This window comes from Rhizobium mulingense (genome assembly GCF_029194105.1).
Classification (GTDB): Bacteria; Pseudomonadota; Alphaproteobacteria; order Rhizobiales; family Rhizobiaceae; genus Rhizobium; species Rhizobium mulingense.
This window is the reverse complement of record NZ_JARFVE010000004.1, coordinates 721,126-735,549: the sequence shown is the minus strand read 5'-3', so window position 1 is coordinate 735,549 and position 14,424 is coordinate 721,126. Positions and strand designations below refer to the sequence as shown.

General features: G+C 63.3%; 9 protein-coding genes, 2 pseudogenes and 1 riboswitch. Of the genes and pseudogenes, 2 read left to right on the top strand and 9 right to left on the bottom strand.

Translation table 11 applies throughout. The features are described 5' to 3' along the window. Positions 1 to 53: 53 nt before the first annotated feature. Complete coding sequence (locus PYR71_RS12460; RefSeq protein ID WP_183913269.1) at positions 54 to 1,004, bottom strand: nucleoside hydrolase; 951 nt, start codon at positions 1,002 to 1,004, stop codon at positions 54 to 56. Between the two features lie 68 nt (positions 1,005 to 1,072). Further along, the gene (locus PYR71_RS12455) at positions 1,073 to 1,492 is read right to left on the bottom strand and encodes a cobalamin biosynthesis protein (RefSeq protein ID WP_275619561.1); all 420 of its coding nucleotides are present in this window, start codon (positions 1,490 to 1,492) and stop codon (positions 1,073 to 1,075) included. Between the two features lie 99 nt (positions 1,493 to 1,591). Between PYR71_RS12455 and PYR71_RS12450 the strand changes: the two genes are divergently transcribed. After that, positions 1,592 to 2,377, top strand: coding sequence for a TSUP family transporter (locus PYR71_RS12450; RefSeq protein ID WP_064682417.1), 786 nt, complete (start codon positions 1,592 to 1,594; stop codon positions 2,375 to 2,377). A gap of 20 nt (positions 2,378 to 2,397) precedes the next feature. Here the strand turns inward: PYR71_RS12450 and cobO are convergent, their stop codons facing one another. The 5 genes and pseudogenes from cobO to PYR71_RS31000 all read right to left on the bottom strand — a co-directional run. Beyond that, entirely contained in the window at positions 2,398 to 3,033 is a 636-nt protein-coding gene (gene cobO, locus PYR71_RS12445; protein ID WP_275619560.1) for a cob(I)yrinic acid a,c-diamide adenosyltransferase, read from the bottom strand. Next, positions 3,030 to 6,962: a cobaltochelatase subunit CobN gene (cobN, locus tag PYR71_RS12440; RefSeq protein WP_275619559.1), complete on the bottom strand. Its 3,933-nt coding sequence runs from the start codon at positions 6,960 to 6,962 to the stop codon at positions 3,030 to 3,032. Before cobN ends, cobO begins: the two co-directional genes overlap by 4 nt. 3 nt (positions 6,963 to 6,965) lie before the next feature. After that, a complete protein-coding gene (gene cobW, locus PYR71_RS12435; protein WP_275619558.1) occupies positions 6,966 to 8,012 on the bottom strand; it encodes a cobalamin biosynthesis protein CobW in 1,047 nt (348 codons plus the stop codon). Positions 8,013 to 8,018: 6 nt separating this feature from the next. Continuing rightward, the gene (gene cobU / locus PYR71_RS12430) at positions 8,019 to 8,543 is read right to left on the bottom strand and encodes a bifunctional adenosylcobinamide kinase/adenosylcobinamide-phosphate guanylyltransferase (RefSeq protein WP_275619557.1); all 525 of its coding nucleotides are present in this window, start codon (positions 8,541 to 8,543) and stop codon (positions 8,019 to 8,021) included. Positions 8,544 to 8,614: 71 nt separating this feature from the next. Continuing rightward, positions 8,615 to 8,836, bottom strand: a pseudogene (locus PYR71_RS31000) (hypothetical protein); the annotation flags it as partial. Between the two features lie 269 nt (positions 8,837 to 9,105). Beyond that, positions 9,106 to 9,289, bottom strand: a riboswitch (cobalamin riboswitch). A 250-nt stretch (positions 9,290 to 9,539) separates the two neighbouring features. Between PYR71_RS31000 and PYR71_RS12420 the strand changes: the two are divergent. Next, a pseudogene (locus tag PYR71_RS12420) lies at positions 9,540 to 11,326 on the top strand (chloride channel protein). 4 nt (positions 11,327 to 11,330) lie between these two features. On the opposite strand, the gene PYR71_RS12415 reads toward PYR71_RS12420, so the two are convergent. After that, complete coding sequence (locus PYR71_RS12415; RefSeq protein ID WP_275619609.1) at positions 11,331 to 12,566, bottom strand: adenylate/guanylate cyclase domain-containing protein; 1,236 nt, start codon at positions 12,564 to 12,566, stop codon at positions 11,331 to 11,333. 125 nt (positions 12,567 to 12,691) lie between these two features. Then, complete coding sequence (locus PYR71_RS12410; protein WP_275619556.1) at positions 12,692 to 14,146, bottom strand: cobyric acid synthase; 1,455 nt, start codon at positions 14,144 to 14,146, stop codon at positions 12,692 to 12,694. Between the last annotated feature and the right edge of the window lie 278 nt (positions 14,147 to 14,424).

Genomic DNA, 14,424 nt, shown 5'->3' with positions numbered 1-14,424 from the left:
GAAAGAGGCGTTGGCAGCCCTTGTCAGCGGTGTGTAACCGACCTTCTACCGTATCAAGCCCGAAGCAATGTATCACGGATCAGCTCGAGCACCTTTTGCGACTCGATTCCCGTAGCGACGATCTGGCTCGGCAGTCCATCCCAGTCGCCCGGAGGGAAACGGCGGCCATCCGGTTTGACCACCGTCTGGCCATCGGCGATGCCGCCGCAGACGACGCGCACCGCGCCGGTGATGGTGGTGAAAAGCTCGGGCGCCACGACGTAAACAGCGGCGCAGCTGTCATGCACCATCATGCCGTCATCCACCGCATGGGTGTAGAAATCGATGTAATGCTGCGACAGCCCGTCGAGCAGCTTCACCGCGCCGTCGCCCTTGGCCGCCATTGCGCCGAGATAGCTGCGGCTCATCGTGGTGATCGAGGTGACGTCGAGGCCGATGACGACCACTTTCCACGGCGCCGTCATGACGATGTCTGCCGCTTCGGGATCGCCGTGAATATTGGCTTCGGCGACCGGCGAGACATTGCCCGGCACGTAGAAATTGCCGCCCATGATGACAACATCCTTCACCAGGCCGGCAATCTCGGGGTCTTCCTTCAGCGCCATCGCCAGATTGGTCATCCGCCCGACGGCCACCAGCCTGACTTCGCCGGGATTGGCCCGCACCGTGTCGATGATGAAGCGGTGTGCCGGCCGGGAATCGAGCGGCAGGTCGATTGTGTGAGGTACCTCGATATTGCCGAGGCCGTTGTCCCCATGCACCATGGCCGGCCATTCCCGCTCGGCGCGCGCCGCATCGATGGTGACGCTCGCGCCCTTGGCGACCGGTGCCGGAATATCCCATTCGCGCTTGAGGAAAAGCGCATTGCGCGTCGTCGTCTCGACCGAGGCATTGCCGAAAACGGTGGTGATGCCGATCAGATCGATCTCGGGATGGCGGTGCAGGAAAAGAAGCGCCATGGCGTCATCGACGCCGGGATCCGTGTCATAAATGACCTTGTGCATGATTGTCCTCTAGATATGATCGCTGACTTGCCGGTCGGCGCCGCGAGTTGCCGCCAACATAACGACCGTCAGGCTTTCTGCAACCCGATGCGGGCAATCGCCGCTGTCGAATGCGTGGATTTGATCTTGCCAAGCACCAGTTCGGCATCTGCGCCGATAGCCGCAAGCGCTGCCGATTCCGCCACGCCATGGCAGCCGACGCGGGCAAAGACGACGGCGGAGGGATTTTTGAGCCGCGGCGTTTCCTGCTCCAGCCGCAGTGCATCGAAGAAAACGGCAGGCACGGCAAAATGCACCGCAACGGCAAGGATCGCCGCTTCTTGCCCGCGGCTGTCGACGGAAGCGACAGCAGCAAGCTCCGACCCGCCGATGCCAGCCACCTTCAACGCCTCGCCGGCAAGCGCCAGCATCTCCGCAGGCGGCGTTCCGCGCTCGCAGCCGAGCCCGAGCACATGTCGCCTTGTGCTATCGAAAGAAATATCACTCATGGAAACCGTCGAATGCGCCCTCGCTGTGTCCTCGCAGCCATTGCAGCTTGGAAGGGGAAATGCAACAAGACCGGCGGAACGCTCTCCTGGAATAGCCTTTTGCCTGACATCGCCCTCCATCTGCTTCTGCTGCTCTGCGCGGCTGCCTTCTTTGCCGGTTTCGTCGATGCCATTGCCGGCGGCGGCGGCCTGATCACCGTCCCCGCCATGCTGATTGCCGGCATTCCGCCGCTGCAGACGCTCGGCACCAACAAGGTGCAGTCGATCTTCGGCGCCGCCTCGGCAACACTCGCCTATGCCCGCAAGGGCCATGTGCAGCTGCACGAACAGCTGCCGATGGCGCTGATGGCCGTGATGGGCGGGGCGATCGGCGCCGCCCTTGCCACCATCGTGCCCGGACAGGTGCTGCAGGCGATCATGCCGGTGCTGCTCCTGGCGATCGCGATCTTCTTTGCCGTCAAGCCGAACCTCAACGATCTCGACAAACACCGGATCATCACGCCTTTCGTCTTCGGCCTGACCTTCGTGCCAGCCATCGGCTTTTACGACGGCATCTTCGGCCCCGGCACCGGTTCCTTCTTCATGCTCGCCTTCGTCACGCTGGCCGGCTTCGGCGTGCTGAAGGCGACCGCCCATACCAAGCTTCTCAATCTCGGCTCCAACCTCGGCGCGCTCATCGTCTTCGCGAGTTTCGGCGCGATCCTGTGGAAAATCGGTCTGTTGATGGGTATCTGCCAGTTCCTCGGCGCGCAGCTAGGCTCACGGCTTGCCATGCGCATCGGCGCCAAGCTGATCAAACCGCTGCTCGTCATCGTCTGCCTGGCATTGGCGGTAAAGCTGCTCGCCGATCCCGCGAACCCGTTGCGCGTCTGGCTCGGCGCCTAACCGCCGACCCTCCAAGCGCCTCAGAACTCGACGCCTGCCTGGCCCTTGATCCCCGAGCGGAAGGGATGCTTGATAAGCTCCATCTCGGTCACGAGATCGGCAATCTCGATCAGCTCATCCTTGGCGTTGCGCCCCGTCATCACGACGTGCGTCGTGTGGGGCTTCTCTGTTTTCAGGAACGCCACCACCTCGCTGATATCGAGATAGTCGTAGCGCAGTGCGATGTTGATCTCGTCGAGCAACACCATCGAATTTCGCTCGTCGCGGATCAGTTCCTTGGCCTTTTCCCAGGCGGCCGAGGCGGCCGCAACGTCGCGGGCGCGGTCCTGCGTTTCCCAGGTAAAACCCTCGCCCATCGTGTGGAACTGGCAGAGATCGGAGAAATGCTTCTCGATCAGATCGCGTTCGCCGGTCCACATCGCCCCCTTGATGAACTGGACAACGGCTGATGGCTTGCCGTGGGCGATGTGGCGGAAGATCATGCCGAAGGCGGCCGACGACTTACCCTTGCCCTTGCCGGTATGGACAATGATCAGCCCCTTGCCGTCCGTCTTTGTCGCCATGATCTTGTCGCGTGCAGCCTTCTTCTTCGCCATCTTCTCGGCGTGGCGTGCATCATCCTTGGCCGCTTCGTTTTCCGGAGTTTCGTCGTTCATCGCTGCACCTCATTCAGTTGCGTGGCGACCAGGTCGAACCGGGCCGAATTGCTGCGCGGCGCCCAGAGCTCGCGGTCGATCGCCTCGCGCAGCCGCTCCTTCATCTCGTCGAATGCCGCAGGGTTCTTCTCGACCATGAAATCGCGCACGGCGGGATCGGCGACGAAAGCCTGATGGACCGCTTCGAAATGATGCGCGCCGACCGCCCCCGTCGTCGCCGCGAAGGCGAAGAGATAGTCGACCGTGGCGGCGATTTCGGCCGCTCCCTTGTAGCCGTGGCGCATGACGCCGGATATCCATTTCGGATTGACCACGCGCCCGCGCACCACGCGGCCGATCTCTTCCTCCAGCGAACGGATCACCGGCCGCTCGGGTCTCGAATGATCATTATGATAGATTGCGGGACGCGCGCCGCTCAGTGACTCGGCCGCAGCCGCCATACCACCCTCGAACTGGTAATAGTCGTCGCTGTCGAGCAGGTCATGCTCGCGGTTGTCCTGGTTCTGAACGACGGCTTGCACCGATCGTAGCCTCTCCTCGAACAAGCCGCGTTCGGCCTTGCCTTCCTCGCCGGCGCCATAGGCATAGCTGCCCCAGACGAGATAGGCCTCGGCGAGATCGGCGCGCCGCTCCCAGCCCTTTTCGTCGATCAGCGCCTGTAAACCGGCGCCGTAAGCGCCGGGTTTGGAGCCGAAGACCCGGTAACCCGCCCGCCGTTTCGCCGAGGCGGCGTCGAGGCCGGCGGCAGCAAGCCTTGCCGCTTCGCGGCGCATGCGCGCTGCGACCGGATTGTCGGCATCGTCCTCTTCGAGCGCGCCGACGGCGCGAACCGCCTTGTCGAACAAGGCGATCTGCTCGGGAAAAGCGTCGCGAAAGAAGCCGGAAATTCTGAGAGTCACGTCAACGCGAGGCCGCCCAAGCACCGCCTGCGGTATGATCTCATAACCGGTGACCCGCCGCGAGCTCATATCCCAGAGCGGCTTGACGCCGATCAGCGCCAGCGCCTGGGCGATATCGTCGCCGCCAGTGCGCATGTTCGACGTCCCCCAGGCCGTCAGGCCGAAGGTATCAGGCCATTCGCCGTGGTCCTGCACATAGCGGCGTACCAGCAGTTCTGCCGATTTCCTGCCAAGTTCGTAAGCCGCCGGCGTCGGCACCGCGCGGCTGTCGACCGAATAGAAATTGCGGCCTGTCGGCAGCACATCGGGCCGCCCGCGCGTCGGCGCACCGGAGGGACCGGGTGCGACGAAGCGGCCGTCGAGGCCGGCAAGCAGGCCGGATATCTCCGCCGGGCCGCAGGCAAGGATCGAGGGCTTGATACGGATCTCGATCTCGGAGAGCACCGCCTGCGTCGCCGTCCATTCCGCGGGGCAGACAATCTCGCCGCAGACGAGCCTGGCCGCCAGCAGTTCGATCCGCTCGACGGTGTCTCCGTTGGTCCGCCAGGGGGTGTCCAGGAGGTCGGCCAGGATTGATGGACGTGGGCCGGCCCAGGCAGCGGCCATGTCGCAGTCGAGAGGGTCAAAAGAAGGCCCCTCCCCAACCCCTCGCCACAGGTGGGAGGGGCTTGCTGGGCGCGCTATCTCGTCATCGACTTTGATCTCAGAGGTAACCGCGCGCTCAACGGTAAGTCCCTCCCCCTTGTGGGGAGGGGTTGGGGATGGGTTTTCCAACACATCCCCAGCAATCGCCCGCTGCAGGCTCGCGTCCCCGCCCTCACCCAGCCCGCGCGGCACCCGTGCCAGCGCCACGGTCAGATCCGTCAGCAGCCGCCCCTCGGGCGACACCCCGAACACATGCAGCCCGTCGCGGATCTGCATTTCCTTGAGGTCGCAGAGATAGGCGTCGAGCTTCTTCAGCGCCTCGCCTTCGCTTTCGCCGCTGCCGATGCCGGCATCCCGGTCGAGGCCGATGTCGGTGACAAGATCGAGAATCTGCCGGCTGAGCAGCCGGATGCGGCGCGGGTCGCCGCCGGAGGCCTCGTAATATTCGTCGACCAGCGCTTCCAGATCCTTGAGCGGTCCATAGCTCTCGGCCCGCGTCAAAGGCGGCGTCAGATGGTCGATGATGACGGCGGCAGCCCGCCGCTTGGCCTGTGTGCCCTCGCCCGGATCGTTGACGATAAAAGGATAAAGATGCGGCAGCGGTCCGAGGATCACCTCGGGATAACAGTTCTCCGACAGCGCCAGCGCCTTGCCCGGCAGCCATTCGAGATTGCCGTGTTTGCCCATGTGGATGACGGCGTCAGCGCCGAACTCGTGACGTAGGAAAGCGTAGAAGGCAAGATAACCGTGCGGCGGCACGAGATCCGGCGAATGGTAGCTTTCCTTCGGATCGATATTATAGCCGCGCGCCGGCTGAATGCCGACGAGAACGCCGCCGAAGCGGGCGAAAGGCAGGGCGAAGACGCCGTCGCGAAAATACGGATCGTTCTCGGGATCGCCCCAGCGAGCCCTCACCTCATCCTGAATCTGATTGGGAAGAGACGCCAGGAAACTGTTGTAACGACTCAGAGATAACGTCTCGCGGATCACCCGGCCGTCATGCCCTGAATTGGTCGGCCCCCGCATCAGATGTCGGATCAGCGCGTCGCCGTCGGCCGGAATATCGGCGGCCGGATAACCCGCTGCTTCCATCGCCCGCAGCACCTCGATGCTGCCGGCCGGCGTATCCAGGCCGACGCCATTGCCGAGCCGGCCGTCGCGATTCGGATAATTCGCCATGACAAGAGCAATGCGCCGGTCACGCGCCGGCGTGGCGCGCAGCCGCGCCCAATTGGCGGCGAGTTCCGCCGTATAGCGCACCCGGCCGGCGTCCGGTTCGCTGGCGACGATGCTCGTCTCGACCGCCGCGTCGTAACGCGCTGCCGTCTTGAAGGAGACCGCCCGCGCCAGCACCCGGCCGTCGACCTCTGGCAGCGCCACGTTCATGCCGAGATCGCGCGCCGACAGGCCTTGTGAGGAGGCGGCCCATGCCTCCCGCGACGAGGCCGACAGAATCGCCTGCAGCACTACCGCGCCGTTTGCCTCCAGCACCGTCGGCTGCCGGTCGGCTCCCGGTGCGGAAACCGCAAAACCGGTCGTATTGATCACGACATCGGGTTTCAGCGCCGAGAATACGCTCTCGAGAATGCCTGTGGAGACAGGATCCTTCAGGCTATAGGCAAATACCGGCAGCGGTCGTAGACCAAGTGCCTGCAAGGCGTCGATTATCGCTTCGATGGGGCGGGTTTCGCCGCTTTGGACGAGGGCGCGGTAGAAGCTGATGGCGACGATGGGGGATGTGGGTTCGAATTCCACCTTCTCCGACCCACGCTTGGCGGCCGAAGGTGGCGCAACATGCGAACCGGCAACCTGCCGCCACTCCTCCGCGCCGATTAGCCCCCGCTCCGGCCACCAAATTCCCGCCTTCATCAGCGGCACCGCCGGTGCCGGCTTCTCTCCTCCCGAAAGCATGGCCGAAGCATAATCGAGAAAGGCGCGTGCATTGGCATCGCCGCCCTCGATCAGATAGGCCCACAGGGCATTGAGATCACCGAGCCCGATGTTGGAAAACGGCGTCAGGCCCGCATCCGGTCTGGCATCGCCCGGCAGCACGGCAATCAGCGCGCCGACGCGGGACGCTGCCGCATGCAGGGCCTCCAGCGCATAATGGAAATAGCTGGCGCCGCCGAGTGCGCGCACGATAATGAGCTTTGCATGCCGTGCCGTCCGCTCGACATAGGTATCGACGGACATCGGGTGCTTGAGGCTCATCAGGCTGGCAAGCCTCAGCGACTGTGGCACACCACGCGCGCGATGGGCGGCCGCGATCGCCGCCAGCTCGTTGTCGGCCGCCGACAGGAACAGGATCTCGCCCGGCGTCTGCCCGAGGTCGATCGCCTCCTCGCCGTCGCTGATCGTTCCCTGCTGGGCCAGAAGCAGATGCATCGGTTAAGCCAGCGCCTCGATCGCCGATCTCACGGCGTCCTCATCCATCTCATGCAGGCCGATAACGACGAGGCGCGTAGCGCGCCTTTCACCAGTTGCCCAGGCACGATCGAAATAGTGATCGATGCGGCTGCCGACCGCCTGAAGCTGCAGGCGCATCGGCTTCCCGGAAACGTCGACAAATCCCTTGAGGCGCAAGACGTCGTGAGCAGCGATGATCGTCTTCAGCCGTCCGACGAAGCTGGCAACATCGACGATCGGGCCCAACTCGACGACGAAGCTGTCGAACTCGTCGTGATCGTGCGGCGTGCCGTCCTCATGCTCCAGTTCGTGGTGCGACTTGCGGTTGGCCAAATCATTTTCCGTGCCGATACCGAGGCCGAGCAGGATGCCGGCCGGAACCTCACCATTTCTCGCCTCGATCATCACGGGCTTGCGCTGTGTGCGGGAAGCGACCTCGTCGCGCACGCGGCCGAGACCGGCCACATCGATCAGATCGGTCTTGTTGAGCACGATCAGATCGGCGCAGGTGAGCTGATCCTCGAACAGCTCTTCGATCGGGCTTTCGTGATCGAGCGATTCATCCTCGCTGCGCGCTGCCTCGACGGCATCGTGGTCGTCGGCAAACCGCCCGGCGGCAACCGCCGCACTGTCGACCACAGTGATGACGCCGTCAACGGTCACCTGGGTGCGGATGTCAGGCCAGTTGAAGGCGGCGACCAGCGGCTGCGGCAAGGCGAGGCCCGAGGTTTCGATGACGATATGGTCGGGCCGCTGTTCACGTTCCAAGAGCTTTGTCATCGTCGGAATGAAATCGTCGGCAACTGTGCAGCAGATGCAGCCATTGGTGAGCTCGATGATATCGTCCTCGCTGCAATTTTCGGCGCCGCAGCCCTTCAGCACGTCGCCATCGACGCCGAGATCGCCGAACTCGTTGATGATGAGCGCGATTCTTTTGCCGCCGGCATTGGTGAGCAGGTTGCGGATCATCGTCGTCTTGCCGGCACCGAGAAAGCCGGTGATGACGGTTGCGGGAATCTTCTGGCTCATGAAATTTTAACCCTTCATTTTCAGCGGCAGGCCTGCCGCGATGAAATAAACTTCGGCGGCTTTCGCGGCGACCATCTGGTGCAATCGGCCTGCATGATCGCGAAAATCCCGCGCCATGCGATTTTCCGGCACGATGCCGAGCCCTACTTCGTTGGAAACGATGACAAGTTTCGCCTTTGTCTGCGGCAGCCACGCCGCGAGCGCGGCAGCTTGTAGCGCTATATCGCGCTCTTCCATCATCAGATTGGTGAGCCACAGCGTCAGGCAATCGACAAGGATCGCCCTGCCCGCCCCATCGATGGCCGCAAGCTTGCCGACAAGATCGAGCGGTTCCTCATGTGTCGTCCAGGACGGGCCGCGATCAGCCCTGTGCTGGTCGATACGCGTCTGCATCTCATCGTCCCATGCCCGGCCGGTCGCGATGTAATGGCACTCGAGGCCGCTCGATGTGACGAGGTTTTCGGCGAAGCGGGATTTCCCAGAGCGCGCGCCACCGAGGACGAGGGTGGAATTGGCGAGGAGATCGGTCATGCCTCGACCCTCCGGCCAGGGAGGGCGGTGCTTCGGTTTGCTCCGCTTATACTATAGCGGACCGACGAGGACGTAATACCCCCCTCTGTCCTGCCGGACATCTCCCCCACAGGTGGGGAGATCGGCAAGTCGGATGACCTTCGCCCAACATCGATTGTTTGGGGAAGCCGGTGCACCGATCCGATCTCCCCCCTTGTGGGAGAGATGTCCGGCAGGACAGAGGGGGGTGCCACATACTCGACGCAGGGGGCTGAAAGCCCTCCATCTGCCGCACGAGGCAGCGCCGAATTCAAACGTTCAGCCAAAACAACCTCCGTGCTGGCAGCGGGTCTCTTACCCAGGGTGAGCTTTTCGCCCGGCACGGAAGGCAGGTCTCCTGGCTCGCAGTTATCGGCCGCGATCAGGGCGGACCGGAAAACCGGTCGCCCCCGATCGTGCCAGCGGATCCGCCTCGCCTTCCCGGCTGCATCGGTGAAAAGGTGGACGATTCGTAGAAATAGAGGCGTCCGACCCCGGTTGATCACCATGCATTTCCAGTGGCTTTTCCGGCACGTCGCTCATCCCGCCCGCCTGCACGATTGCAGGTCGCCGGCCGGAAGGGCTTGATGCCGGATGGAAGACCCTGACCGCTCTACAGTCGCGGGGTCGGCTGTGATGAAGGCGCCCGGCTTGGGTCCGCCCCGTCACATTCCCTTTTCATCCGGAAGGACAACTGCCGATCCGGAACCATCCGTTATGTCAGGATGATCAGGCGACCATCCGTTGAGAGATGGTTAGGCAAGCCAGAGGATAGAGTCAACCGGCGTTGACGACCGACGCGCCGGCCGGGGACAGAAAGCTTCCAACAACACGACTTACTCTACCAAAACATCGTCTTTAATCAGAGACTTACCTCATAAGAATTTATCCCGCGCGCCGGCTTTTCGCCGCAATTGCATCGCAAGCGGACAGCACCGCCGCCCTTGACCGGGACTCTCCCCACCTAGTTGTCTAGCCATGCTTATGAAATTGGATCGGCGCCGTTTGCGCGCGCTGCGTGTTTTCTTCGACCCGGGACGGCTGCGCGCGCTGACCCGCCGCAGTGAAGTCGGCCTGTCGCTGGCGGGCGCCGTCGTCGGCATCGCCTCGGGGCTTGCCGTCACCGGCATGAGCTACGTTTCCAACCAGCTGCACCAGCTGGTCTTCGGCATTCCCGACACCGAAAGGCTGAGCGCGTCGGTCATCGAGGACAAGATGCTGCTGCTCACCGCGCCGGTCGTCGGCGGCGTTCTGCTCGGCATGCTGCTCCTGGTGCTCGCCAAACGGCGCAAGAAGCCGATGATCGACCCGATCGAGGCCAATGCGCTGCATGGCGGCCGTCTCTCCCTGACGGACAGCATCATCGTCGCGGTGCAGAACCTGATCTCCAACGGCTTCGGCGCTTCCGTCGGCCTGGAGGCCGGCTATACCCAGCTTGCCGCCGGCATTGCCTCCAAATTCGGCCTGAAGCTGCAGCTGCGCCGCTCAGACCTTCGCATTCTCGTCGGCTGCGGCGCGGCCGGCGCCATCGCCGCCGCCTTCAACGCGCCGCTGACGGGCGCCTTTTACGCCTTCGAGCTGATCATCGGCACCTATACGATCGTCTCACTGACCCCGGTCGTCGTCTCCGCCCTCGCTTCCACCCTCATCGCGAGATTGCTTGCCGAGGGCGATTTCACCATCGATATCGGCAGCTTCGGCTCGGTCGTGCCGGCCGATTATGTCCCGGCGCTGCTGCTCGGTGTCTTCTGCGCCGGTGTCGGCATTCTTCTCATGCAGGGCGTGGCCTTCGTCGAGGAGCTTGCGCGCAAAAGCTCGATCGCCCCGCCCTTTCGCCCGGCGCTCGGCGGCATCATCGTCGGACTTCTCGCGATGATCTCGCCGCAGGTGCTATCGGCCGGTCACGGCGCACTGCACCTCAACCTTTCCCGCGACGTGACGATCCCGGCCCTGATCAGCCTCTTTCTGCTGAAATCGCTGGCCTCGGCAATTTCGATCGGTTCCGGCTTCAGGGGCGGCCTGTTTTTCGCCTCGCTGTTCATGGGCGCCCTGCTCGGCAAGCTCTTTGCCTATTGCGGTCCCTATTTCGCCGACGCCACGCTGACGCCGGTCATCTATGCCGTGGTCGGGATGAGTTCGCTGGCCGTCGCGGTCATCGGCGGACCGCTGACGATGACCTTCCTGGCGCTCGAGATCACCGGCGATTTTCCGATCACGGCGCTGGTGCTTGCCGCCGTCATCACCTCCTCGCTCGTCGTGCGCTCGACCTTCGGCTACTCCTTCGCCACATGGCGCTTCCATCTGCGCGGCGAAAGCATCCGCAGCGCCCATGACGTCGGCTGGATTCGCAACCTGACCGTCAACAAGCTGATGCGCGCCGACGTCAAGACTGCAAAGGCGGGCATCTCTTTGGAGGAATTCAAGAAGGCCTTCCCGATCGGCTCGACCCAGCGTGTCATTCTCGTCGAGGAGAACGACAAATATGCCGGGCTCGTGCTGGTGCCCGAGATCTACGCCAACCCGACCGATGTCCAGGACGAGAGCCAGACGCTTGCCGATTTCGTCCGCTACCGCAATGACTTCCTGCAGCCGCAGATGAACGCCAGGCAGGCCGCCGCGATCTTCGACAAGAGCGAAAGCGAAGCGCTCGCCGTGGTCATCTGATCGAGCGCAAGGTGGTCGGCCAGCTCAGCGAAAGCCACACGCTGCGCCGCTACAGCGAAGAACTCGATCGCCGCCGCCGCGAGGTGTCGGGCGAGATCTGAGCCGCTATGAGGCGGCGCCGGCCAGCCTGAAGACGTCGGCCCTCTTCGAAACGCCGCGCAGCTCGAAAGACCCGAGATAGTCACAGGGCACGGAACAGGTCGCCGCGAAGCTCTCCGAGAGCAACAGGTGCTGCTCAAGCGTTCCGCAAAGCTTTTCCAGCCGCGAAGCCTCGTTGACGGCTCTGCCGATCACCGTGAAATCCAGCCTGCCGTGAGCGCCGACATTTCCGTAGAAAACCTCGCCGAGATGCAAAACGACATCGATGCCGATATCCGGCCCCCCGTTGCGCGTGCGCTCGCGATTGAGCTCTTCGTTTGCTTTCAGCAGACTTTCGGCCGAAGTCAGCGCCGCCTTGCAGGCCTTCTGCGGGTCATCGGCCTCTGTCGGAAAAATCGCCAGCACGCTGTCACCCATGAATTTCAGAATCTCGCCGGAATTTTCCTCGACATGCCGGTCGATCAGCTCGAAATGCTCGTTGAGAAACCCGACGATCTCCGCAGGCTGGTATACTTCGGTCAGCGCCGTGAAATTGCGCAGGTCGGCGAGCAGGATGGCGGCATCGATGGAGCCGCCCATTCCCCTGCGGGTTTCGCCTGCAAGGATACGCGCACTCGTTCTGGCGCCGGTATAAACCGCGAGGATTTCCGTCGCGGTTTTCGAAACCGCGACACGGTAAGCCGCCAACCCCAGAGCCGGCAACAGCCCCTGGATGATCCCCATCTGGTCGTCGGAAAATCCGCCGGGCGCATCGCTAGTGAGCGAAAAGCCCAGTCCGCGTAACGCGACCTCCTTCGGGAATTCGAAAATGCTGATGACGTGATCCGTGCCGCCGGCAAGCGCGAATTCGTGAAGCTCGGCATACTCGAGCCCCTCGCCTTTCGCCAGGTTCCATCGGCCGGTTTTTTCGCCGCGGCTTAAAAGGTGAAAGATCGGCGTCTTCTCGAAGCTGCGTTCCGTCTCGCTGCCATGCTCGGCATTCTCGAGAACGATTGCACCGCCCCGCTCGAAATTGGCGGCGACGCCGCGATACATGGGATGGAGGGAAGGCATTCTGATGCTTGCACGCCAGATCGAAACGCCGTCTGTGATCAGCCGGCCGCATAGACCGGCGACGAGATCGCCAATATTCTCACAGGTGATTCCTTGCTCGATAAGCCACTGAATATGATTGTTAATTTTTTCAATCTCCGAATGAGGGCGGCAACCCGAAGGAATCTTTCCGACCGTCGGGGCCGGCAGCCCGAGTGGCCGGGCAGGCGATGAAAGAGCGATATCGCGCGCTTCCGATTCATTAGCCTGCTTCCTGTCGCGATGCTACTCCCGGTCGAGTGAAAGCGATGCGCAATTCGGCCGCACCGCTGCGGCTAACCGAGCAGCCCCGCCAGCCAGTGCGGATCGAGGTGACGTTCCAATTCCCCGGCTATCTCATCGAGCGCCTGTTCGACGCTGTAACGGTAATTCCGCCGCTCAACGGATAGGCCGAAGCTCTGAAGCAGCCGGGCGCGGTAGGCGTCGCTGCCGAAAAGCCCATGCAGATAGGTGCCCATGATCCGCCCGTCGGCCGACACCGCTCCGTCAGGCGCACCGTCGACGATCGCCGATGGCCGAACGCAATCCGGGCCGCGGGTGACGCCGAGATGGATCTGGTAGCCGGCGAGCGATACGTCGTATTCGGTCGAACGGGCCTGGCTGTTGCGCACGGTCTTCTCAGGTGCCATTTCGGTCTCGATGTCGAGTAGCGCAAGCCCCGCCGCCTCGATTGTCCCGCCTTCGATGCCAAGCGGATCGCGTAACGTGCGACCGAGCATCTGGTAGCCGCCGCAAATGCCGATCACCCGGCCACCGCGCCGGACGTGCGCTGCAAGATCGCGGTCCCAGCCTTGAACCCTGAGAGCGGCGAGATCCGAAATCGTCGATTTCGACCCGGGAAGAATGACCAGGCTCGCATCGACAGGCAGCCGCTCGCCTGATCGCACGAAGACCAGTTCGACATCCGGCTCCGCTCTCAGCGGATCGAGATCGTCGAAATTGGCAATGCGCGGCAGCATCGGCACGGCGATTTTCAGTGCCCCCGTCCCACCCCTCACCAGCCGTTCGAGCACGACCGAATCTTCGGCCGGCAGGCGCGCGGCATCCGGCAGCCACGGCACGATGCCGAAGCAGGGCCAGCCGGTGAAGCCTTGGATGGCGCGGATGCCATCGTCAAACAGCGAAACATCACCGCGGAACTTGTTGACGATATAGCCCGCGATCATCGCCCGGTCGGCATCGTCGAGGATCGCATGGGTGCCAACCAGCGAGGCGATGACGCCACCGCGGTCGATATCGCCGACGAGCACGACGGACACGCCCGCCTTCGTCGCAAAGCCCATATTGGCGATATCACCGGCTCTGAGGTTGATTTCAGCCGGCGAGCCGGCACCCTCGACGACGACGAGGTCGGCGCCGGCAGCCACTGTTTCGAAGCTCTCGAGCACTGCGCCGAGCAGTCGCGGCTTCAGCCGTTGATAATCCCGCCCCTTCGCCTGTCCGAACACGCTGCCCTGCACGATGATCTGGCTGCCGTTTTCCGATTGCGGCTTGAGCAGCACCGGATTCATATGCACCGAGGACGGCGTCCGCGCGGCGAGCGACTGCAGCCATTGCGCCCGGCCGATCTCGCCGCCGTCGTCGGCAACCGCCGCATTGTTCGACATGTTCTGAGGCTTGAACGGACGGACTGCCAGCCCGCGATTGGCCGCCAGCCGACAGAGACCCGCGACCAGCACCGTCTTGCCGACATCCGAGCCGGTTCCCTGCAGCATGATCGCTCTTGCCATGGCCGTCGCCTTTCGTTGAGGCGAGGCCTACAATGGCCGCCGATCCCGGGTCAAGACTGGCCCCGATTAAGGCCTGGGGCCAATCAGACTTCAGCGAGGTCAAGACCTGGCATGTCCCCGCAAAAACGCGAAAACCGCGCATGGCCTTGGCTCTGCGCGGTTTGCCGAAAACTCAGGCGTCTTCGCCCCTACACGGCGAAGCTCGCTTCCTCCGGTACGCACTACCTGAACCGGAGAAGCAGCGGTTGTTCCAGCTGCGACCTCACTGATAGCGGCAC